This window comes from Bacillus sp. CH_70, assembly GCF_038007045.1.
Classification (GTDB): Bacteria; Bacillota; Bacilli; order Bacillales; family Bacillaceae_G; genus Bacillus_A; species Bacillus_A cereus.
Genome location: NZ_JBBOWL010000001.1, coordinates 1,152,108 through 1,166,764, shown reverse-complemented (window position 1 = coordinate 1,166,764; position 14,657 = coordinate 1,152,108). Strand labels below are relative to the sequence as shown.

The following is a 14,657-nucleotide window of genomic DNA, read 5'->3' as shown; positions in this document are numbered from 1 at the left end:
ATATTAAAGACGCCTTCTCAGGATTTCTTCAGTAGCATTTGTCATAACCTCTTGAATTGATTTACTTTTTGCTGGACGTGCTGCTACAAATAGGATGTCACGATGTGATTCTTCATTTAAAGTTATTACCTCTTGATACTCTTTTTTCTCTGTATGGTATTTTATTGTCACCTGAACTATCCTATTGTTTTCTTTACCATAAGCATTTGCGGGAACAAATGTAGAAATTGATTGCCCTGGTGCTATAAAAGTATCCCTAGTATTCTCGAAAATCCCTTTACCTGTCTCTGAATTAACATAGCTTGGTTCAAAAATTATAGAATCAATAATAGCCCCACTTTTACCGAAATTCTTTATAATTAAATATTCGTGAATAGAAGATGTAACTTGTATATAGTCTTTATAAATAACTACGTATGGTCTATTTGCTTCTTCAATAGAACTTCTAGTTGCTCTTAAAGAACCTACAGAAATAAAAACCGCCACTATTGAAGTAACTATCCCTACTATTGGAGAAATTATTTGCACTAATTCTGAAATACTAACATTATCCATCTATGTATCTCCTATTCATTTTTACATAAATTATAACATTAATTAGTCATTTTTCTCCATTTCGCACGATGTTTATCTAATTCACTAATCTTTGCTGTAGGTTTTTCCACCTCTTCATTTTTCCCAACAGTAGAACCACCAGTGACATATTTACCTGGTTTAGCCTTATTAGTAAGTCCTAATAAATCCAATGCTTTTGTTTTTTTATCCGCCCAAGTTTCTACTTGTTGCGCTAATGGATGCTTTGAATTATTTGTGGCCCCTGCTTTATTGGTGTGACGTTGAGTAGGTGGAAATCCTTTTTCTTTCCATTCGATAAACATGGTCATGTAAACTTCGAAAATATCTAAATACGATTCAATTAATGGATCTAAAGTAAGGGTGTAAATATCTGCATCACGCATGATTTTTAATATTCGATTTTTCTCAGCTTCTGTTTTATCGGCAACAATTTTTTGACGCTCTTTTTTCGTAGACATTTCACACCCCCCTTTATTTTTTAAAAATGTTGTCTAACGATAGAAATGCCCCCTACGCTACCTATCCTCCCCAGAGAGGAAATTTTAATTTTTGATAGGGGGGCTTCCAAAATAACTCGGAAAAACTTTTTTCGGTTTATCTTCATTTTCTTCGATTGTATGACAAACTGGACAAAGTAATCTTAAGTTATTTTCTTCTAATTTAAGAGTTGGATCTTCTTTGATTGGTATTACATGATGAACATGAGCACGCCTGCCAAAGACGAACTGTCCACATCGTTGACAGCATCCATTCTCTCTTTCATATACCTTTGACCTAACATACTTCCATGCATCAGTACGATAGAATGGTTTGTTCTCATGATGATAGATGTTCTTCTTATCTTTCTTCTTCCTTGGTTTGTTACGCTTATGTTCTTCACAGTAACGTCCTTTGCTTATCTTGTTATGGCAGCCATTGAAGTCACAGTACTTCATGATAGTAATTCAATGATGTCTTCTTTCTTTTTAATATCAGAAGGAATCTCAATACCTAGCTCATCAGCATACTCACGTAACTGTTTCACTGTCATATCATTAAATGGTACTGTCACTACTGTAGTATCTGGTTTACTTGATAGATCCACACCTAAGATCATACTCTCAGGATTAACAGTTACTTCGAATCCTGGTTCTTCACCAGTTGGAACAAATAGACTTCGTTTTTCTTTGTTATCCCAATACTCAGTACCTGATATTGTTTTTCTAATTTCAGTAATCATTTGCATTCACTCTCCTTATAATTATTAATCCATGTAGCAATCTTCATTGTTAATAAAGCAGGCCAGAATATCGCTAAAAGAAAAAACAAAAATAAAGATGACATTAAAATTATATGTCCATGCTCTTTATCCTTTTTGATTGCTTCTCTTATGGCTGAATAAATATCTAACGATGCATAGACCATACCGACTATTAAATAAGCTAATAACCAAAGCATTGTCATTCACCACCTATGTAATTTTTGCATAATAAAAAGCACTCCATAAGGAATGCTTCCAACAATTTACTATTAACTTATAATCCTAGCTTTTCACCAAAAGTTTCACGAAGATATTCTTCAAAAACCTGCGTCGTAAATTTTTCATTACGACCTACAGCGAATAATTCTCCATCTTGTACAATAATTGCATCAAGGGAACTAACTTCACCATCAACAATTTTCTCAATAACAATTGTATTATTTTCAGTTTTGATTTTAACTTCTAGTGTAACATCCTCTATCGTGCATTTTGATTCAGTCCAACTTAAAGAAAAATCATAACTTTCATTTTGTACAGCCCCTACCTTTTTTTTCAGTTGGACTAAATAATTAAAAATGTCTGTTTCATAACCATCTTTAATAATCGTTTCATCCAAATCTTCCCCTAAATACTTCTTCATTGCTGTTGCTAATTGATCTTGAAAACTCATTCATGCCACAATCCTTTCTACAATTAATATTGGAATTATAAACCAATATAATTATAGCATGCATAGAACGTATATTCCTATTAAAACTATTAATAAAAGAGCAACCATGCATCAGTTGCTCTTTCGTCAAAATCTTATGTTATTACTATAAATCATATTTTCAATGGGTAACATAGAGTCAATTTACTGTTAGTAAAGTGTAAGTTCTTCAGCAAACTTTATTCGTCTCATAATCTCGGCGTGTTTTTGATATATGTGACTTGCACTATACTTTTCACTTTCCGCAATCTCCTCTAATGTCATACCATCAATATATTTCTTTTTTAGTATTTTATTTTCTAGACCTCTGAACTTACTGATTAACCTTTTTAATTTATACATATCATTCATCTTATGTGCTAATTCATATTCAATTGCTTCAATACGTTCTTCTACCTTTGCACCTTCCGATTCAGCGGTTAACCTTACATTTTGCAAATCACCGCTAATCCAGCGTTTTAATTCAGCTTTTGTTTTGTCTAAGTTGTAATCTAAGTATGCAATTTCTTCTTCTAATTTTTGATAATCTTTTAGCCAGTCAAACAAATGATGATTCACCTACCTTTTTAGAGTAAAATGCGTTATGTTCTGTTACATCTGTTACGCTCTAAAACCCTTATTCATCAAGGGTTCACGGCACTTCAAGTATCAAAACGTAACGCATTTACCCCCTAATTTTCTTTTATATATTTATCTTTTTATTTTTTAACTATATATTTTAAAAGAAAGTGATTTTATCTGTTACACCCGTTACAACACTCTCAAACCCTTGATATCACTAGTTTTTCAACGTAACAGATATCTGTTACACGTAACGCATTTATCCGTTACAAGGTGTAGTTTCTACCATATATTAGTGAAAATAAGGTGTATTCTGTGACCAAAAACGGTCAAAAACATAGGGTATTTGACCGAAAAAAGTCACGAGCTTAAAAATTATTCACTAACAAAGATTCTTTTGTTTTTTCCATCTACTCTTTGTACATGTGATTTGTAACCAAATAATTGAGTCACTTGTTTACTAAAGTTGATATTACTAACGGATTGAAAACCATTTTCTGCACAATATACTTTATACTGCAGATAAACATCACCAACTACCGCACGTTCTAATTCAACATCCTCATTATTTACGAAACTAATAATCGGATTGTTTTCTTCTTGATATTTAATCAATTCAGCTTCAACCGCTTTTGATGTCGTGAATTTCTTCTCAACAAGTAATCGTTTCAAGCTTTTCAATGCCAGATTCAATACATATTGCATCGATTCATCACTCAGCAGCTTATCAGTAATAAAAGGATCATAATCATCATCATTCGGTGTAAACTTCGCTTTAAATGGTACAATTTGAAGTCTTCGACCTAATCCATCACTAAAATCATTAATACGCGGCATTTCATTTGCGCTAAAAATTAACTTTGCATAATTCGTAAAGTCGAATGGATCCTTACCCTTTCTTTCTACGTTTAATGTTTCACCAGTAGAAAGCTTTTTAAATATCGATGATTCTTTGATATACCCTTTACCAATATCATCACCAATGTTTGCTAACTTCCCAAATAACTCAGCAGTTTTAAAACGCTGGTCCAACTCGTTCAAATCTAATGACGATGCATTATCTGAACCTATTAATTTACGAATGATTTTCAAATACGATGATTTACCATTACTACCATCACCAGTAAGAATAAACGTTGCCGCAAACTCATTCCTCCGGAATAAAATATATCCAAGAATCTCTTCTAAAATGGCCCGAATCTTTTTGTCATTCACAGCTATTTTATTAAATGTTTTATCAGTTACCTCATAATAAGCACCAGGAATATATGCAACCGGTATTTTATTACGTGTAATAATTTCCGGTGTAAAATCTTCTAATTGCCATGTTTCTAAATTAAATATGCCATTTTTGACAACTACATATTTGGTAGAGGCGAAATTTTTATGTTTTGCCTTTAGCTGCAGATACGCAATTGTTTCTTGTCGTTGCATTCGTTTTAAAGCTGGAATGTGACGAATCATCGCTTCTTCAATGTCTTCTTGCTTGTCCGAATACACACCATCTTTATAGATATGAAGAACATTTGTGACCTTACAAATATGATGCTCATTAATCAGGAAATCACCGAACTTTTCATGTTGGAAGGAACCCTTTATATAAAAGGACTCCTTCATGAATGCTTCATCACGTAAGATTACATTTAGTTCACCTTGTGTAACTGGTTCTTCTAAAATGTAGTTATTTATAATAGAAATAGTTTCCTTAATATCATTTTTAGCCATACCTTGTGACTGCAGCTTTAAGATGTAAGTAAATAATTTATCATTACGACCATCACCTTCACCCATTTTGGTAAGGTTCGGATTTTTCTTGTTGTATGGATATAACCAACTTGGTAATGAATCATGTTCTGTACATTTTCTTAACCATTTACGCGTTTCACCTTCAATCTTGAGTGGATCAGCTGTGTTCTTAATACCTAACTTGTAATCACAAAGAATACCGATATTGGAGAACCACTTAATTTTATTGGCCGTTATGTCATAGCCTTTGAAATAAAAATGCATACCGTTTGTCGTTCCTAATACGGAACAATTAATGTTCTTATCTTCGATAATGTCCAATAACGTTTCAGCTTCAGCTATATCATCGATATCAACCATAATATATTCATCGTCCAAAATACCCACAAATGAATCTTCTTTTCTTGCTGTATGATAGGATAATAGTTTTGCACCATCTTTAAACTTACTGGCTGCATGTTTCCCATTACCTTTTAAATAACCCTTGTACATGTTCATCACCTACTTTCTTTTTGAATTTAAAATGTAAAACAGTATAATTGATTTAAAGGAGTGATAAAATTGCAAACTATAGTTCTAAAAAGATTATTTGACTTTATTCGTAATAATCAATACCCTTTTAACGTCCTTCATCAATATAGCGATTTAGAAGAAAATGTAACCTTAAGTGGCATTCATTTTTCTGAGTCCTCTTTAACTTTACATCTGAGTAATGGGAATTCACTTGAGATTCAATCATCTTCTATCGATTTAATTAGTTATGATGCTATTATCAGCAAAGATTTTGACTTAGAATCATTAAATAACACGTTAAATTCATTTAATGATCCTCCGATTAACTTCATACATTTATTACATAACAATGAATCTAGTTGGACATTTTGCCTTATTAGATAATTAAGAGAAATGGATTACACCATTTCTTTTTTTATTCTTTTCCTAAAAAGTCATCGATTCGTTTATTAGCTAATGTCCAGTACCACCAGTAATCTAACTTGGATGGTACTTTCATACCTTTAATATCATCATTCATTATGAAACATCGTTCCGGAACATACGCTATTTTCTCAGCAACACCATCTTTTACTTTGCATAACTGTTTGTCGTTTTCGTCTACACTAGCAAACACTCGAAATACCTTTTCGGTCATTCGTCTGGTACCATATCGTGCATGACTATATTTACTACTAATCTTTACAATCTTTTGGAACTTCACTAACTCAGTACAATTAAATATCGTTTCCTCCGGATCAATGCCCTTTACGAAATAATTCACAACTGCTTCATTTACAATTGGTAAATCATAATCAAGGGGATTTAGTTTCTTTACATACGCACCTTTTGACTTATAGTTACCATCCGCATCTACTAAGATGTAATTATTAACGTCTTTTTGAATTACTTTTACAAATTCATCAAACTCTAATCCCATCCTTGTACATTGTTCCCACTCATAACAAATATCATCGATTAAATCGTAATCGTCGTAATGACGTAATTTAACCAGGACACCGTCGGTGTTTGATTGGATAATCTCACAATGTGGTTCAAGCTTTTCTATTAGATCCAGGAGCAATGTCATTCCACCAATACAAACATTGTTGGCCATAAGTGGATCGTAAAGCCCATTGTATTTATCTTTCATGGCCCCATATGTACCATTGATTACAATTTTTAATGGTGCCTGACGTTTATCTTTAGCAGCCTTATATTTTAACCTCGTATCACGAACTTCACGAAACTTTGCAGGGTCTTTTACATTCCTGGATAAATAATCATACTCAATCATAAGTGCCGGATAATAACTTTCTACATCGATATTAAGAAAGTAACCTTCACCGTAATAATTGTTCCTTGCACCATGCAAACCACCCCAAGCAAACAAGTGCGGTACACCAGCAACGTTTAATTCAAGTACTTTGTTATAGTCTTTATTTTCTTTATAGAAGTCCAGGACTTCCGTGTATTTATTAATTTGTAATGTATCTGGAAATGTAAAGTTGAACTCATCATCTCTTGGAACTGCAGGTTGTTTTGCATCCAGGATAAATGCACTCAATTGAGCCTTCGTTTTTGAAATGTTTCTTAAAGGAAGATTAAACATTTTTAATAGCTCAACTTGTGATTCAAACTCTGTAATTGTCTCCATGAAAATGTGCATTGTTTCATGTACATCATGACGACAATACTTGATAACTTCTTCAATTTCTTCTTCTGTTAGATTACGTTGTATAGTAAATGACACTAACGTCTCACGGATATCATGACCTTGAAACCCTTCTAATTGTTTCAAAGAGCGAAACTTATTTGTCATGACATCAAAGTTATAAAACTGGATTTTCCAAAAGTCTTTATAAAACTTCCATCCTGGTTGATGATCGATAATAATCCATTCATTAATAGCCTGCGGTGTAAACCCACATATAATTGCTTTTAAAATGAATTGGTCATAGTGTCGAGAATTGTAACCAATCCATATGTCATTTTTATGCTCATGATAATAATCAATTAATGCTTGTTCATTATTAACAAACACTTCTTCCGACTGATTGTCGGTATCTGCAATAACTACTAACCAATCATTTGCGAACACTTCAAAATCGTAGAAGAGCATTCTATCACTCCTTTTTTTATGAGCATATTTAAGGCGTAAAAACTCGTTTTATGATAAATTTGAAATCAAGCATTATGCTAAAATAATTAAAAAAGAGAGGTTTTTCACTTGAACATTAAATCAGCACTTATTCAAAGCACTAATTCTTGGCTTGAACCTCTTTATCGTAAGATGTACTCACACCATCTTGAGCACTCTGAAGACGGTTTCGAAGTACATGCTCAACAAACTCCTAGTACTCTTACTAGAACATTAGTCCTTAACGTTTTAGTTAGCGAAGAGTTTAAACAGGTCCATATTCCAAATATCTTTATTCCGCAAAGTTACCGTAATCAGGGTATTGGATTTGGATTAATTAATGAAATTTTAAAAATAACTGAATCATACGGATATGAACTTTATATCGTAGATATGACTACAAGTTTCTACATGCGTCTCCTAGATAAAGGTGCTGTTTTCGCTGGTGATGACGCTGTGAAAATTGACACATCAACTAAACTCTTAGTACATTCTTCAAAATAAAAGGGAGCTCATCGGCTCCCCTTATTCATTTATTCAACTTCAAACACTTCTAAAATCTTGAATTGATCAAAGCCATTTTTATCTGTTTCTTTACTTAGTAAGTATTCAAATTGACCATCGATTTCCTCATGAATATCAAGTACTAAATCCGCATACTCTCCAAAGCTAGTAAACTTAACATCTTCCTCATTGCAATCCCAAAGTTTACGTAACATTTCATTGTTTTGATGAACTTGATATCCCCATGCTTTATCATTTTGTGGCTGCATTACTTTGTAATAGAAAATCTTTTGACCTTCAAATTCACCATCAACGATGTTGAACCAGATCATAAGCATTGGATCACCTTTTTTGGATTCAGTAAGTTCCATTTTTTCAACTGCCACCTCATACTGACCGTCTGGAACCTTTTCAAAGTCTCCGCCACCGCCGTTTTCTTCTACTTCTTGCACATCTGCAGCTAACGCTTCTAAATCTACTTTCTTATCAAATTTACCCCAGTCAAATTTTTTCTCAGCCATTATTCTTCGTCTCCTTCGTTTTCATTTAGTTCATCCATTTCTAATTGCCCAGGAACAACTTTCGTCGTCCCATCCGGATTAACACTGTATTCCACACCTTCATGTGGTTCACTATGTTCTTCTACTTCTTTCCTAGCTGCAGCACTTTCCATAATTTCACGCGGTGTATCATAACTAAAAGCTAAATCCACCAAGAAGTAAGTACCGTATTTGTTGTGCTTTTCACTGATTTGGAATGATTTTAAATACACATCATCTTTCGCTTCCTCAACGATTTCTTCTGCTTCTTCACGAGTATCTGCATAATGTTTTTCTTTTGAATTCAGTTCTTTTACTGCCATGATTATTCTCCTCTCTTTCTTCTAGTTCTACGTTTAGGCGCTTCCTCTTCAGTCGGTGCATTACCATCTGCTTCACCCGGCGGTGTATCATCTTCAACTGGCTTACGTTGACGGCGCTGACGTGTTGGTTTTTCTTCAGCTGCCGGTTCTTCTACTGCTTTACGTGATTTTCTTTCACGCTTCGGTTTTTCGTCTGCAGGCTCTTCTTCTTTGCTATCCGTTTCAGCTTCTTCGTTAACTTCAACGTTTCTTCTAGTTCTCTTCCGCTTAGAAGTAGGAGATTCTTCTTCAGTGTTTTCAATATCTGAATCAGATTCACTGGGCACCTCACCTTCTTTCAGTTCGGCTTCTTTTTTCTTACGCTCACGTTTTGGCTTTTCAGTTTTACCTGCAGTATCTCCTTGTGCTGCGGTTAACTCTTCAATGAATGCTTCCATATCTAATGGGATTGTATCCACTTGGAAGTCATAACGACCGCCACCGAATACATTTTGTTTCTTTGCAAGCTGTAAGAATCGTTTATCATCTGAATCAACATAAGCACGTAATGTTAAATCAACTGTTCCAGAAAGGAAGTTTGCTACTTTATCATTGATATTTGGCTTGAACGTTGTACGCTTCGCTCCACCTTTAAGCGTATATTCTTCAACCTTTTCTTTACTGATATAAATGATTTGGTAGCCTAACGCTTTTAAACGTTTCATGGCATTATTAAATTCAGTTGTTACCATTGACCAACCTTTGCCGTAAGATCCATCTGATTCATGCTCCCATCCGTTTTTATCAAATACATACACACGGCAATATTCATAAAGGTCTTCGACCAAATCAATTGATACAGCTTCAAAATCATTTTCCTCAGCTTCTAATTCAGCAACTACATCCAAGAACAAGTCCCAGGCTAATTTACGATTTGTAACACGGCCCTTTTTCGTTACTTCATCTTTAATTGAAATAACAGGTGCAGTTGTATTATCTGTGTTACCATCCGTATTTAAGAACAATACGTTTTCTACTTTATCTACAAAGGTACTCTTACCAGTGTAACTATCCGCATAGATCCATAAGTCTGGCTTCGTATCAATCTTTCTTTCACGACGTAAATTTTTAGGTAAAATCATTTCAATCTCTCCTTTAGCATTTTCAATTGCTTCTAAATAATTTGGTCTGAATCGTGGGTTACAAGCGAAACAGTTTTTACTTGTATTACGTTTGGAAAAGTCTTTTGTTTTTTCAATTTCATCAATGTTATTCAGAAAGTAAATTGTCTTCATATCATCGAACTTAATTGGTACAAAAGTAAGGTTTGATTCTTCAACTGCTTGAACCAACCGTTTTCTAAACGTGTGTAAATCTTCATCTTGCTTTTGTTTAATACTCGTTTTAGGAACAAACAAGTATGCTAGTCTTTCAACATTGAATCCATCTTGCTTCAAGTAATCCCTATATATGTGCAATTGAGCACTGTCCATATAATTCTTGATGTGATTAGAATACTTAAAATCAATTACCATACAGGTACCATCAGGAGCTTGTACAATTAAATCAACAAATCCAATGTAGTTAGGTTTATCGATTTTATATTCATGGATCAACTCGCAATCTGCGAAATTTTTCTCAAGAAACTCATGTACTTTTGGAATCAAAATTTCAAGTTTCATAGATTCTTCTACAATTGCATCATTCATTACTGGAAATGAATTATAGTATTCGTTTAACGCTGTTTCTACATCATGTTCAATTCCTGTATGTAATGCATGACCAATGATTAAAGCATTATCAGCCCTTGTTAAATCAGGAATTTCCGTGAGTTTATCGATGTATCGTAGTCCAAAATGATACGGACAATCATTGAATAGTGATACTCGTGAATAAGAGTACTGTGTCACTTAAACCACCTTTCTTTCCATGACTCAAAGTCCTTCGGCCTTAAAATGTAAGCTTCACCGCCTGAATCATTTATCTTGCGAATGTTATACAGTTGTAATTTGCTAGGTACACCAACATCCGTTTTTAATTCGATTCCATGAAACACTCCATCGATACACGCTAGGATGTCTGGAATACCTTCTTTGGTGTACTGACTACCAGCCCAATACTTCACGTGCCAAACATCTTTTTCTTTTAAAAACTTAATGACTTGTTTTTGAAACGCTGACTCTCTCATTTACTTCACCGTAAACTTCACATGGGCTTTTCTGTTCGATACTTTCGGATAATCACCAATTAACTCTCCATATAACTGTGGTTCTTCAGCTTTTAATTTCGTTACATCTAGCGATGTTGAGGTAGTAGCTTCAACTCTAGTAATCTTGATCAGATCGTTATCAATAGACGTAATACCATGTTCGTCCATTGCTTTTTCAAGTTCTTCCTTTAACTTTTTAGACTGTGCTGCAAGATTCTTTTCTTGTTGTGTATGAATAGCAATTGCGGTCATAACCGCTAAATATTTATTTTCAAAAGCTTGTACTTCATTCATTTGTATCTTCCTCCTTCTCAAATAACGCATCTGTGTAATCCTTGCGCTCTTTTAGTACATCTAACATGCGCCATTCTATTGATCCATCTGTAAGCAAGTAATAATAGAAACAAGGTCTTTCTTGTCCAATACGATGTGTTCGTTTCTTACTTTGTTCAAATAACTCACTCTTATCTGTTAGCGTGAAATAAACAATCTTATTGGCTTTCTGTAGGTTTAATCCCATCGCTCCAGCTTGATACTGAATCAACGTTATACTGTTTTCGAATTTCTCATAAGCATTTAAATCCTTGAGACCTCCGTTAACTGTACTAATTGGTTTTTCAATTAGATCCACTAATGCTTCATATTCTTTTTTAAAGTTGTAAAAGATAATGATTCGGTCATTCGTACTTTCAACCAGGTCTTTTACATACTGCAGTTTGTTTTCGTTATAACTTCCAGCTAATTGTCGTAAATACAATTTCTTTGCTGCAGGTGTATCACCAAGAAGTAACTCTTTACCAATTTCAACAATGTGATGTTTTTTAAATTCCTTATACAATTTGGTACCAGGGATTTTTACTTTCACATCTGTTGTTTCTGGTAAATCAAATACTTCTTCGGTCTTCATAAACACCGCACCATATTGCTTTAATTTCGCTTTTAAACGTTCGACATTTTTATAGCCGGTGATCTTGTACTTACTATTTCTGTCGTCCCATTCCTGGACCACAAATTGCTTTAAGAACAGCTTTTGATTAATCTTCCAACCTAACAAGTGAAGTTGTGACCATAATTCTTCATACTTTCCACCTGTCGGTGTTCCCGATAGCAATATGATGTTTTCAGCATTCAATTTCAAAATGAACTTAGTTTGTTTAGACTTATCGTTTTTAATTTTTGAAGACTCGTCCAACATGAGTGTGAAGTTATTTAGCTTCAATAACTCATCACGTCTCCAAGCTCGCTCATAATTGACGATTAACACACTTTCTTCTGGAATTTCTTCCATACGTTGTTTGTCGAACACAATTACTTTGTAGTCATAATGTTGTTCAAAATGCTCTTTCCAGTCGTCTATTTTAGACTTCTGACAGATTAATAAGTTATACGGTGTATTCAGTTCCCACATTTTTTCAGAGCCTACAAAGGTCTTTCCTAGCCCCATATCAAGGTAGTACGCAACGCGATTATGTTTATATGTATCGTTCAGCGCTCTATCTTGGTGCGGAAATAGTTTCATTTACATCACCAAATTTCATGCTATAATGACCTCAACATGTGTTTTTATTAGACCGTCAGCCCCAACTGGCGGTTTCTACTTTTATACAGCTCGAAAGCATTCAACATTTTGTTCCGCAATTAAGTAATTCGTTAGATTCCCTTCAAGTACGGCATTCTGTCCAAACATAAAATACCTATCATCTTGCTTAATTTCACAACCATAGAAATCTTCAATTGGATGATCAGGTTCTTTAACCATTTCCTTTTCAGCAATGTCTTCCACAAATATTGCATCGATATTATGTTTATTGAGATGGACCAACTGTTTGCTTAATCCTTTTGTGTCCAATTCAATTTTCGTTAAAGAACCAAATCCATTTATAATTGTTTTAAATTGTGCTGCAGTAAAACTAACTTTTGCACCTGATTTAAAAACCAACGTTACTTCCTTCAATTAACTCACCTCCCTTCGAGTTGAATCCTTACGGTTCATTTTTCTTAGCTGACACTTTGCTTCTAATTCAGTAATAAGTAACAACGCTGGACTCTTTCGCATCTCAGCACATTGCTGACGTACTTGAGATGCTTTCATTAGTCTACTTGCGGAAAATACTCCATTCATTTTTCTTCACTCTCCTTTGATTTGTAGAACAAACATTTATCGTCAAATTTCGCAAATACGTTAAAAAAATTATTTACTTTCACTTTGCCTATTTCGTTGTTCCACTTTCCTTTGGATGATTAGCTCCCGTGCAGCTGGTATCAACGGTGTTAAAAACTTCTTCCACTGTTCTTTTGTAAGGATTACTTTTACCACATATCCATATTCATCACGAATAATTTGTTCCTTACTCATCCTCTATCACCTCAATGCATTTATATGTATGTGGGACAGTAGGACTATCCATTTATAGCAAAATTTCATGAAACGATATTTTTTAAAACGCTCGCTCTTTCCTTGACACGTTTTTTTACCTGTACGAATTTTTCGTACTTAGGTCCAAAAAATATATCCTCGTAAGGAATATCAAATAAGTACATATACTTTTTGATTAATTCATCTGGCATGTTAGTTGAATCTTGTTCATATAACCATAACGTTTTTGGGGATACTTCTAATATATCCGCAAGTTCTGCTTGATTGAACCCTGCACTTTCTCTAAGTTCATTCAATGTTCTTTTGAAATAATCCATCTTGCAACCCCCTTCCTTCGAGATTCATTGTATTACTAATTTTATGTAATTTCAATACAAAAGTACGAAAAAACCATACAAAACGTACACTTTACGAATTATTCGTAATATGATATATTAAAAACGTAATCAATATAGGAGGTGAAATCATGACTGATTTACAAAAAGAAACTATAGTTAAAAACATAAAAAAGTATTTAAAAGAAAATGATATGACTCAATCTGAATTGGCTAGTCAAATTGGTATTGCAAGAAGTACACTAAGTGATTATATGAATTACAGAGCTAAACCAAGTTCAGGTGTTCTTGAGAAAATGGCTGCCGTATTCGGCGTAACAAAAGCTGATATTGATACAACTTATAAAAATAAAAAAGCCGATATTGTAGATGGTGTATTGCAATTAATTTCAGAAGAAAGAAATGAAATTGTACATGGGCTAAAAAAAGATATTGATGGTCAGGAATTAACAAAATTATATATAGCAGCTCAAGCTCAATTAGAGAAATTAAAAATTGAAGAGATTGACAACCAATTTAATAATACAATACCTGTTATAGGAAAAATTGCGGCTGGTACCCCAATAGAAGCTGTACAAAATATAGTTGATAGAATTGCCCCTCCATATAAAACAAATAATGTTGATGAACTTTTTGGACTTGTAGTAAACGGTGAATCCATGAATAAAATTGTTCCCAACGGTCATTACGCAGTACTAAAAAAACAACCTGATGTGGAAAATGGAGAAATTGCTGCTGTGATTGTGAATGGTCATTATGCAACTCTGAAAAAAGTATATAAGTTTACTGACTTAATGATACTTGAACCTTATTCTCATGATGAAAGTTTCAAGGATCAACAATTCTCGCGAGATAATTGTGAAGATATAAAAATAATTGGTAAGTTTTTATACAGTGTGAGTCCAATCATTCAGTAATTAGGCGGTG

General features: G+C 33.8%; 22 protein-coding genes. 3 read left to right on the top strand and 19 right to left on the bottom strand.

The genetic code is table 11. The annotated features are described in order from the left end of the window. Positions 1-3: 3 nt before the first annotated feature. The 8 genes from N2V79_RS05955 to N2V79_RS05920 form a co-directional block, all read right to left on the bottom strand. Positions 4-555 carry a hypothetical protein gene (locus N2V79_RS05955; RefSeq protein ID WP_340719683.1) on the bottom strand — a complete coding sequence of 184 codons (552 nt, stop codon included), beginning with the start codon at positions 553-555 and terminating at the stop codon, positions 4-6. A 38-nt stretch (positions 556-593) separates the two neighbouring features. Continuing rightward, positions 594-1,034 carry a P27 family phage terminase small subunit gene (locus tag N2V79_RS05950; protein ID WP_340719682.1) on the bottom strand — a complete coding sequence of 147 codons (441 nt, stop codon included), beginning with the start codon at positions 1,032-1,034 and terminating at the stop codon, positions 594-596. An 84-nt stretch (positions 1,035-1,118) separates the two neighbouring features. After that, positions 1,119-1,511: an HNH endonuclease gene (locus tag N2V79_RS05945; RefSeq protein WP_340719681.1), complete on the bottom strand. Its 393-nt coding sequence runs from the start codon at positions 1,509-1,511 to the stop codon at positions 1,119-1,121. Beyond that, entirely contained in the window at positions 1,508-1,795 is a 288-nt protein-coding gene (locus N2V79_RS05940; protein ID WP_098757929.1) for a Rho termination factor N-terminal domain-containing protein, read from the bottom strand. Before N2V79_RS05940 ends, N2V79_RS05945 begins: the two co-directional genes overlap by 4 nt. Beyond that, a complete protein-coding gene (locus N2V79_RS05935) occupies positions 1,792-2,013 on the bottom strand; it encodes a hypothetical protein (RefSeq protein ID WP_340719680.1) in 222 nt (73 codons plus the stop codon). The genes N2V79_RS05940 and N2V79_RS05935 overlap by 4 nt, the downstream gene beginning before the upstream one ends. Positions 2,014-2,090: 77 nt before the next feature. Next, positions 2,091-2,486: a DUF3942 family protein gene (locus tag N2V79_RS05930; RefSeq protein WP_340719679.1), complete on the bottom strand. Its 396-nt coding sequence runs from the start codon at positions 2,484-2,486 to the stop codon at positions 2,091-2,093. Positions 2,487-2,675: 189 nt separating this feature from the next. Next, positions 2,676-3,071 carry a hypothetical protein gene (locus N2V79_RS05925; protein WP_340719678.1) on the bottom strand — a complete coding sequence of 132 codons (396 nt, stop codon included), beginning with the start codon at positions 3,069-3,071 and terminating at the stop codon, positions 2,676-2,678. A 390-nt stretch (positions 3,072-3,461) separates the two neighbouring features. Beyond that, the gene (locus N2V79_RS05920; RefSeq protein WP_340719677.1) at positions 3,462-5,324 is read right to left on the bottom strand and encodes a DNA primase family protein; all 1,863 of its coding nucleotides are present in this window, start codon (positions 5,322-5,324) and stop codon (positions 3,462-3,464) included. 69 nt (positions 5,325-5,393) lie between these two features. Between N2V79_RS05920 and N2V79_RS05915 the strand changes: the two genes are divergently transcribed. Further along, positions 5,394-5,729 (top strand): hypothetical protein, encoded by a 336-nt coding sequence (locus N2V79_RS05915; RefSeq protein ID WP_340719676.1) that lies wholly within the window; start codon positions 5,394-5,396, stop codon positions 5,727-5,729. Between the two features lie 31 nt (positions 5,730-5,760). On the opposite strand, the gene N2V79_RS05910 is transcribed toward N2V79_RS05915, so the two are convergent. Further along, the gene (locus tag N2V79_RS05910) at positions 5,761-7,446 is read right to left on the bottom strand and encodes a hypothetical protein (RefSeq protein ID WP_340719675.1); all 1,686 of its coding nucleotides are present in this window, start codon (positions 7,444-7,446) and stop codon (positions 5,761-5,763) included. Positions 7,447-7,554: 108 nt separating this feature from the next. Here N2V79_RS05910 and N2V79_RS05905 point away from each other — a divergent pair, with 108 nt between their 5' ends. Beyond that, positions 7,555-7,968, top strand: coding sequence for a hypothetical protein (locus N2V79_RS05905; RefSeq protein WP_340719674.1), 414 nt, complete (start codon positions 7,555-7,557; stop codon positions 7,966-7,968). Positions 7,969-7,997: 29 nt separating this feature from the next. Here N2V79_RS05905 and N2V79_RS05900 read toward each other — a convergent pair whose 3' ends face one another. The 10 genes from N2V79_RS05900 to N2V79_RS05855 all read right to left on the bottom strand — a co-directional run bounded on the left by N2V79_RS05900 (position 7,998) and on the right by N2V79_RS05855 (position 13,712). Next, a complete protein-coding gene (locus tag N2V79_RS05900; RefSeq protein WP_340719673.1) occupies positions 7,998-8,489 on the bottom strand; it encodes a DUF669 domain-containing protein in 492 nt (163 codons plus the stop codon). After that, positions 8,489-8,830 carry an organic solvent tolerance protein OstA gene (locus N2V79_RS05895; protein WP_340719672.1) on the bottom strand — a complete coding sequence of 114 codons (342 nt, stop codon included), beginning with the start codon at positions 8,828-8,830 and terminating at the stop codon, positions 8,489-8,491. Before N2V79_RS05895 ends, N2V79_RS05900 begins: the two co-directional genes overlap by 1 nt. Positions 8,831-8,832: 2 nt before the next feature. Continuing rightward, positions 8,833-10,719 (bottom strand): AAA family ATPase, encoded by a 1,887-nt coding sequence (locus N2V79_RS05890; RefSeq protein ID WP_340719671.1) that lies wholly within the window; start codon positions 10,717-10,719, stop codon positions 8,833-8,835. Continuing rightward, positions 10,716-10,997 carry a nuclease gene (locus N2V79_RS05885; protein WP_086422198.1) on the bottom strand — a complete coding sequence of 94 codons (282 nt, stop codon included), beginning with the start codon at positions 10,995-10,997 and terminating at the stop codon, positions 10,716-10,718. The genes N2V79_RS05890 and N2V79_RS05885 overlap by 4 nt, the downstream gene beginning before the upstream one ends. After that, complete coding sequence (locus N2V79_RS05880) at positions 10,998-11,312, bottom strand: hypothetical protein (RefSeq protein ID WP_042596685.1); 315 nt, start codon at positions 11,310-11,312, stop codon at positions 10,998-11,000. It lies immediately after the preceding gene. Continuing rightward, positions 11,305-12,537: a DEAD/DEAH box helicase gene (locus N2V79_RS05875; protein WP_340719670.1), complete on the bottom strand. Its 1,233-nt coding sequence runs from the start codon at positions 12,535-12,537 to the stop codon at positions 11,305-11,307. Before N2V79_RS05875 ends, N2V79_RS05880 begins: the two co-directional genes overlap by 8 nt. A gap of 81 nt (positions 12,538-12,618) precedes the next feature. Further along, positions 12,619-12,972, bottom strand: a complete 354-nt coding sequence (locus tag N2V79_RS05870; protein WP_340719669.1) for a YqaI family protein — start codon at positions 12,970-12,972, stop codon at positions 12,619-12,621. Continuing rightward, on the bottom strand, positions 12,973-13,140 hold the full coding sequence (locus N2V79_RS05865; RefSeq protein WP_340719668.1) for a hypothetical protein: 168 nt from the start codon (positions 13,138-13,140) through the stop codon (positions 12,973-12,975). Positions 13,141-13,209: 69 nt separating this feature from the next. Beyond that, positions 13,210-13,374 carry a hypothetical protein gene (locus N2V79_RS05860; protein WP_340719667.1) on the bottom strand — a complete coding sequence of 55 codons (165 nt, stop codon included), beginning with the start codon at positions 13,372-13,374 and terminating at the stop codon, positions 13,210-13,212. 65 nt (positions 13,375-13,439) lie between these two features. Then, positions 13,440-13,712, bottom strand: coding sequence for a helix-turn-helix transcriptional regulator (locus N2V79_RS05855; protein WP_072179783.1), 273 nt, complete (start codon positions 13,710-13,712; stop codon positions 13,440-13,442). A gap of 149 nt (positions 13,713-13,861) precedes the next feature. Here N2V79_RS05855 and N2V79_RS05850 point away from each other — a divergent pair, with 149 nt between their 5' ends. Beyond that, positions 13,862-14,647 carry a LexA family transcriptional regulator gene (locus N2V79_RS05850; protein WP_340719666.1) on the top strand — a complete coding sequence of 262 codons (786 nt, stop codon included), beginning with the start codon at positions 13,862-13,864 and terminating at the stop codon, positions 14,645-14,647. Positions 14,648-14,657 lie beyond the last annotated feature (10 nt).

What these genes read in the sequence shown, in the direction of transcription:
- N2V79_RS05865 (WP_340719668.1), bottom strand. Translation starts at nt 13,140, where the DNA reads ATGAATGGAGTATTTTCCGCAAGTAGACTAATGAAAGCATCTCAAGTA.
- N2V79_RS05855 (WP_072179783.1), bottom strand. Translation starts at nt 13,712, where the DNA reads ATGGATTATTTCAAAAGAACATTGAATGAACTTAGAGAAAGTGCAGGG.
- N2V79_RS05930 (WP_340719679.1), bottom strand. Translation starts at nt 2,486, where the DNA reads ATGAGTTTTCAAGATCAATTAGCAACAGCAATGAAGAAGTATTTAGGG.
- N2V79_RS05935 (WP_340719680.1), bottom strand. Translation starts at nt 2,013, where the DNA reads ATGCTTTGGTTATTAGCTTATTTAATAGTCGGTATGGTCTATGCATCG.
- N2V79_RS05850 (WP_340719666.1), top strand. Translation starts at nt 13,862, where the DNA reads ATGACTGATTTACAAAAAGAAACTATAGTTAAAAACATAAAAAAGTAT.
- N2V79_RS05860 (WP_340719667.1), bottom strand. Translation starts at nt 13,374, where the DNA reads ATGAGTAAGGAACAAATTATTCGTGATGAATATGGATATGTGGTAAAA.
- N2V79_RS05875 (WP_340719670.1), bottom strand. Translation starts at nt 12,537, where the DNA reads ATGAAACTATTTCCGCACCAAGATAGAGCGCTGAACGATACATATAAA.
- N2V79_RS05920 (WP_340719677.1), bottom strand. Translation starts at nt 5,324, where the DNA reads ATGTACAAGGGTTATTTAAAAGGTAATGGGAAACATGCAGCCAGTAAG.
- N2V79_RS05880 (WP_042596685.1), bottom strand. Translation starts at nt 11,312, where the DNA reads ATGAATGAAGTACAAGCTTTTGAAAATAAATATTTAGCGGTTATGACC.
- N2V79_RS05940 (WP_098757929.1), bottom strand. Translation starts at nt 1,795, where the DNA reads ATGATTACTGAAATTAGAAAAACAATATCAGGTACTGAGTATTGGGAT.
- N2V79_RS05945 (WP_340719681.1), bottom strand. Translation starts at nt 1,511, where the DNA reads ATGAAGTACTGTGACTTCAATGGCTGCCATAACAAGATAAGCAAAGGA.
- N2V79_RS05885 (WP_086422198.1), bottom strand. Translation starts at nt 10,997, where the DNA reads ATGAGAGAGTCAGCGTTTCAAAAACAAGTCATTAAGTTTTTAAAAGAA.
- N2V79_RS05955 (WP_340719683.1), bottom strand. Translation starts at nt 555, where the DNA reads ATGGATAATGTTAGTATTTCAGAATTAGTGCAAATAATTTCTCCAATA.
- N2V79_RS05910 (WP_340719675.1), bottom strand. Translation starts at nt 7,446, where the DNA reads ATGCTCTTCTACGATTTTGAAGTGTTCGCAAATGATTGGTTAGTAGTT.
- N2V79_RS05900 (WP_340719673.1), bottom strand. Translation starts at nt 8,489, where the DNA reads ATGGCTGAGAAAAAATTTGACTGGGGTAAATTTGATAAGAAAGTAGAT.
- N2V79_RS05895 (WP_340719672.1), bottom strand. Translation starts at nt 8,830, where the DNA reads ATGGCAGTAAAAGAACTGAATTCAAAAGAAAAACATTATGCAGATACT.
- N2V79_RS05950 (WP_340719682.1), bottom strand. Translation starts at nt 1,034, where the DNA reads ATGTCTACGAAAAAAGAGCGTCAAAAAATTGTTGCCGATAAAACAGAA.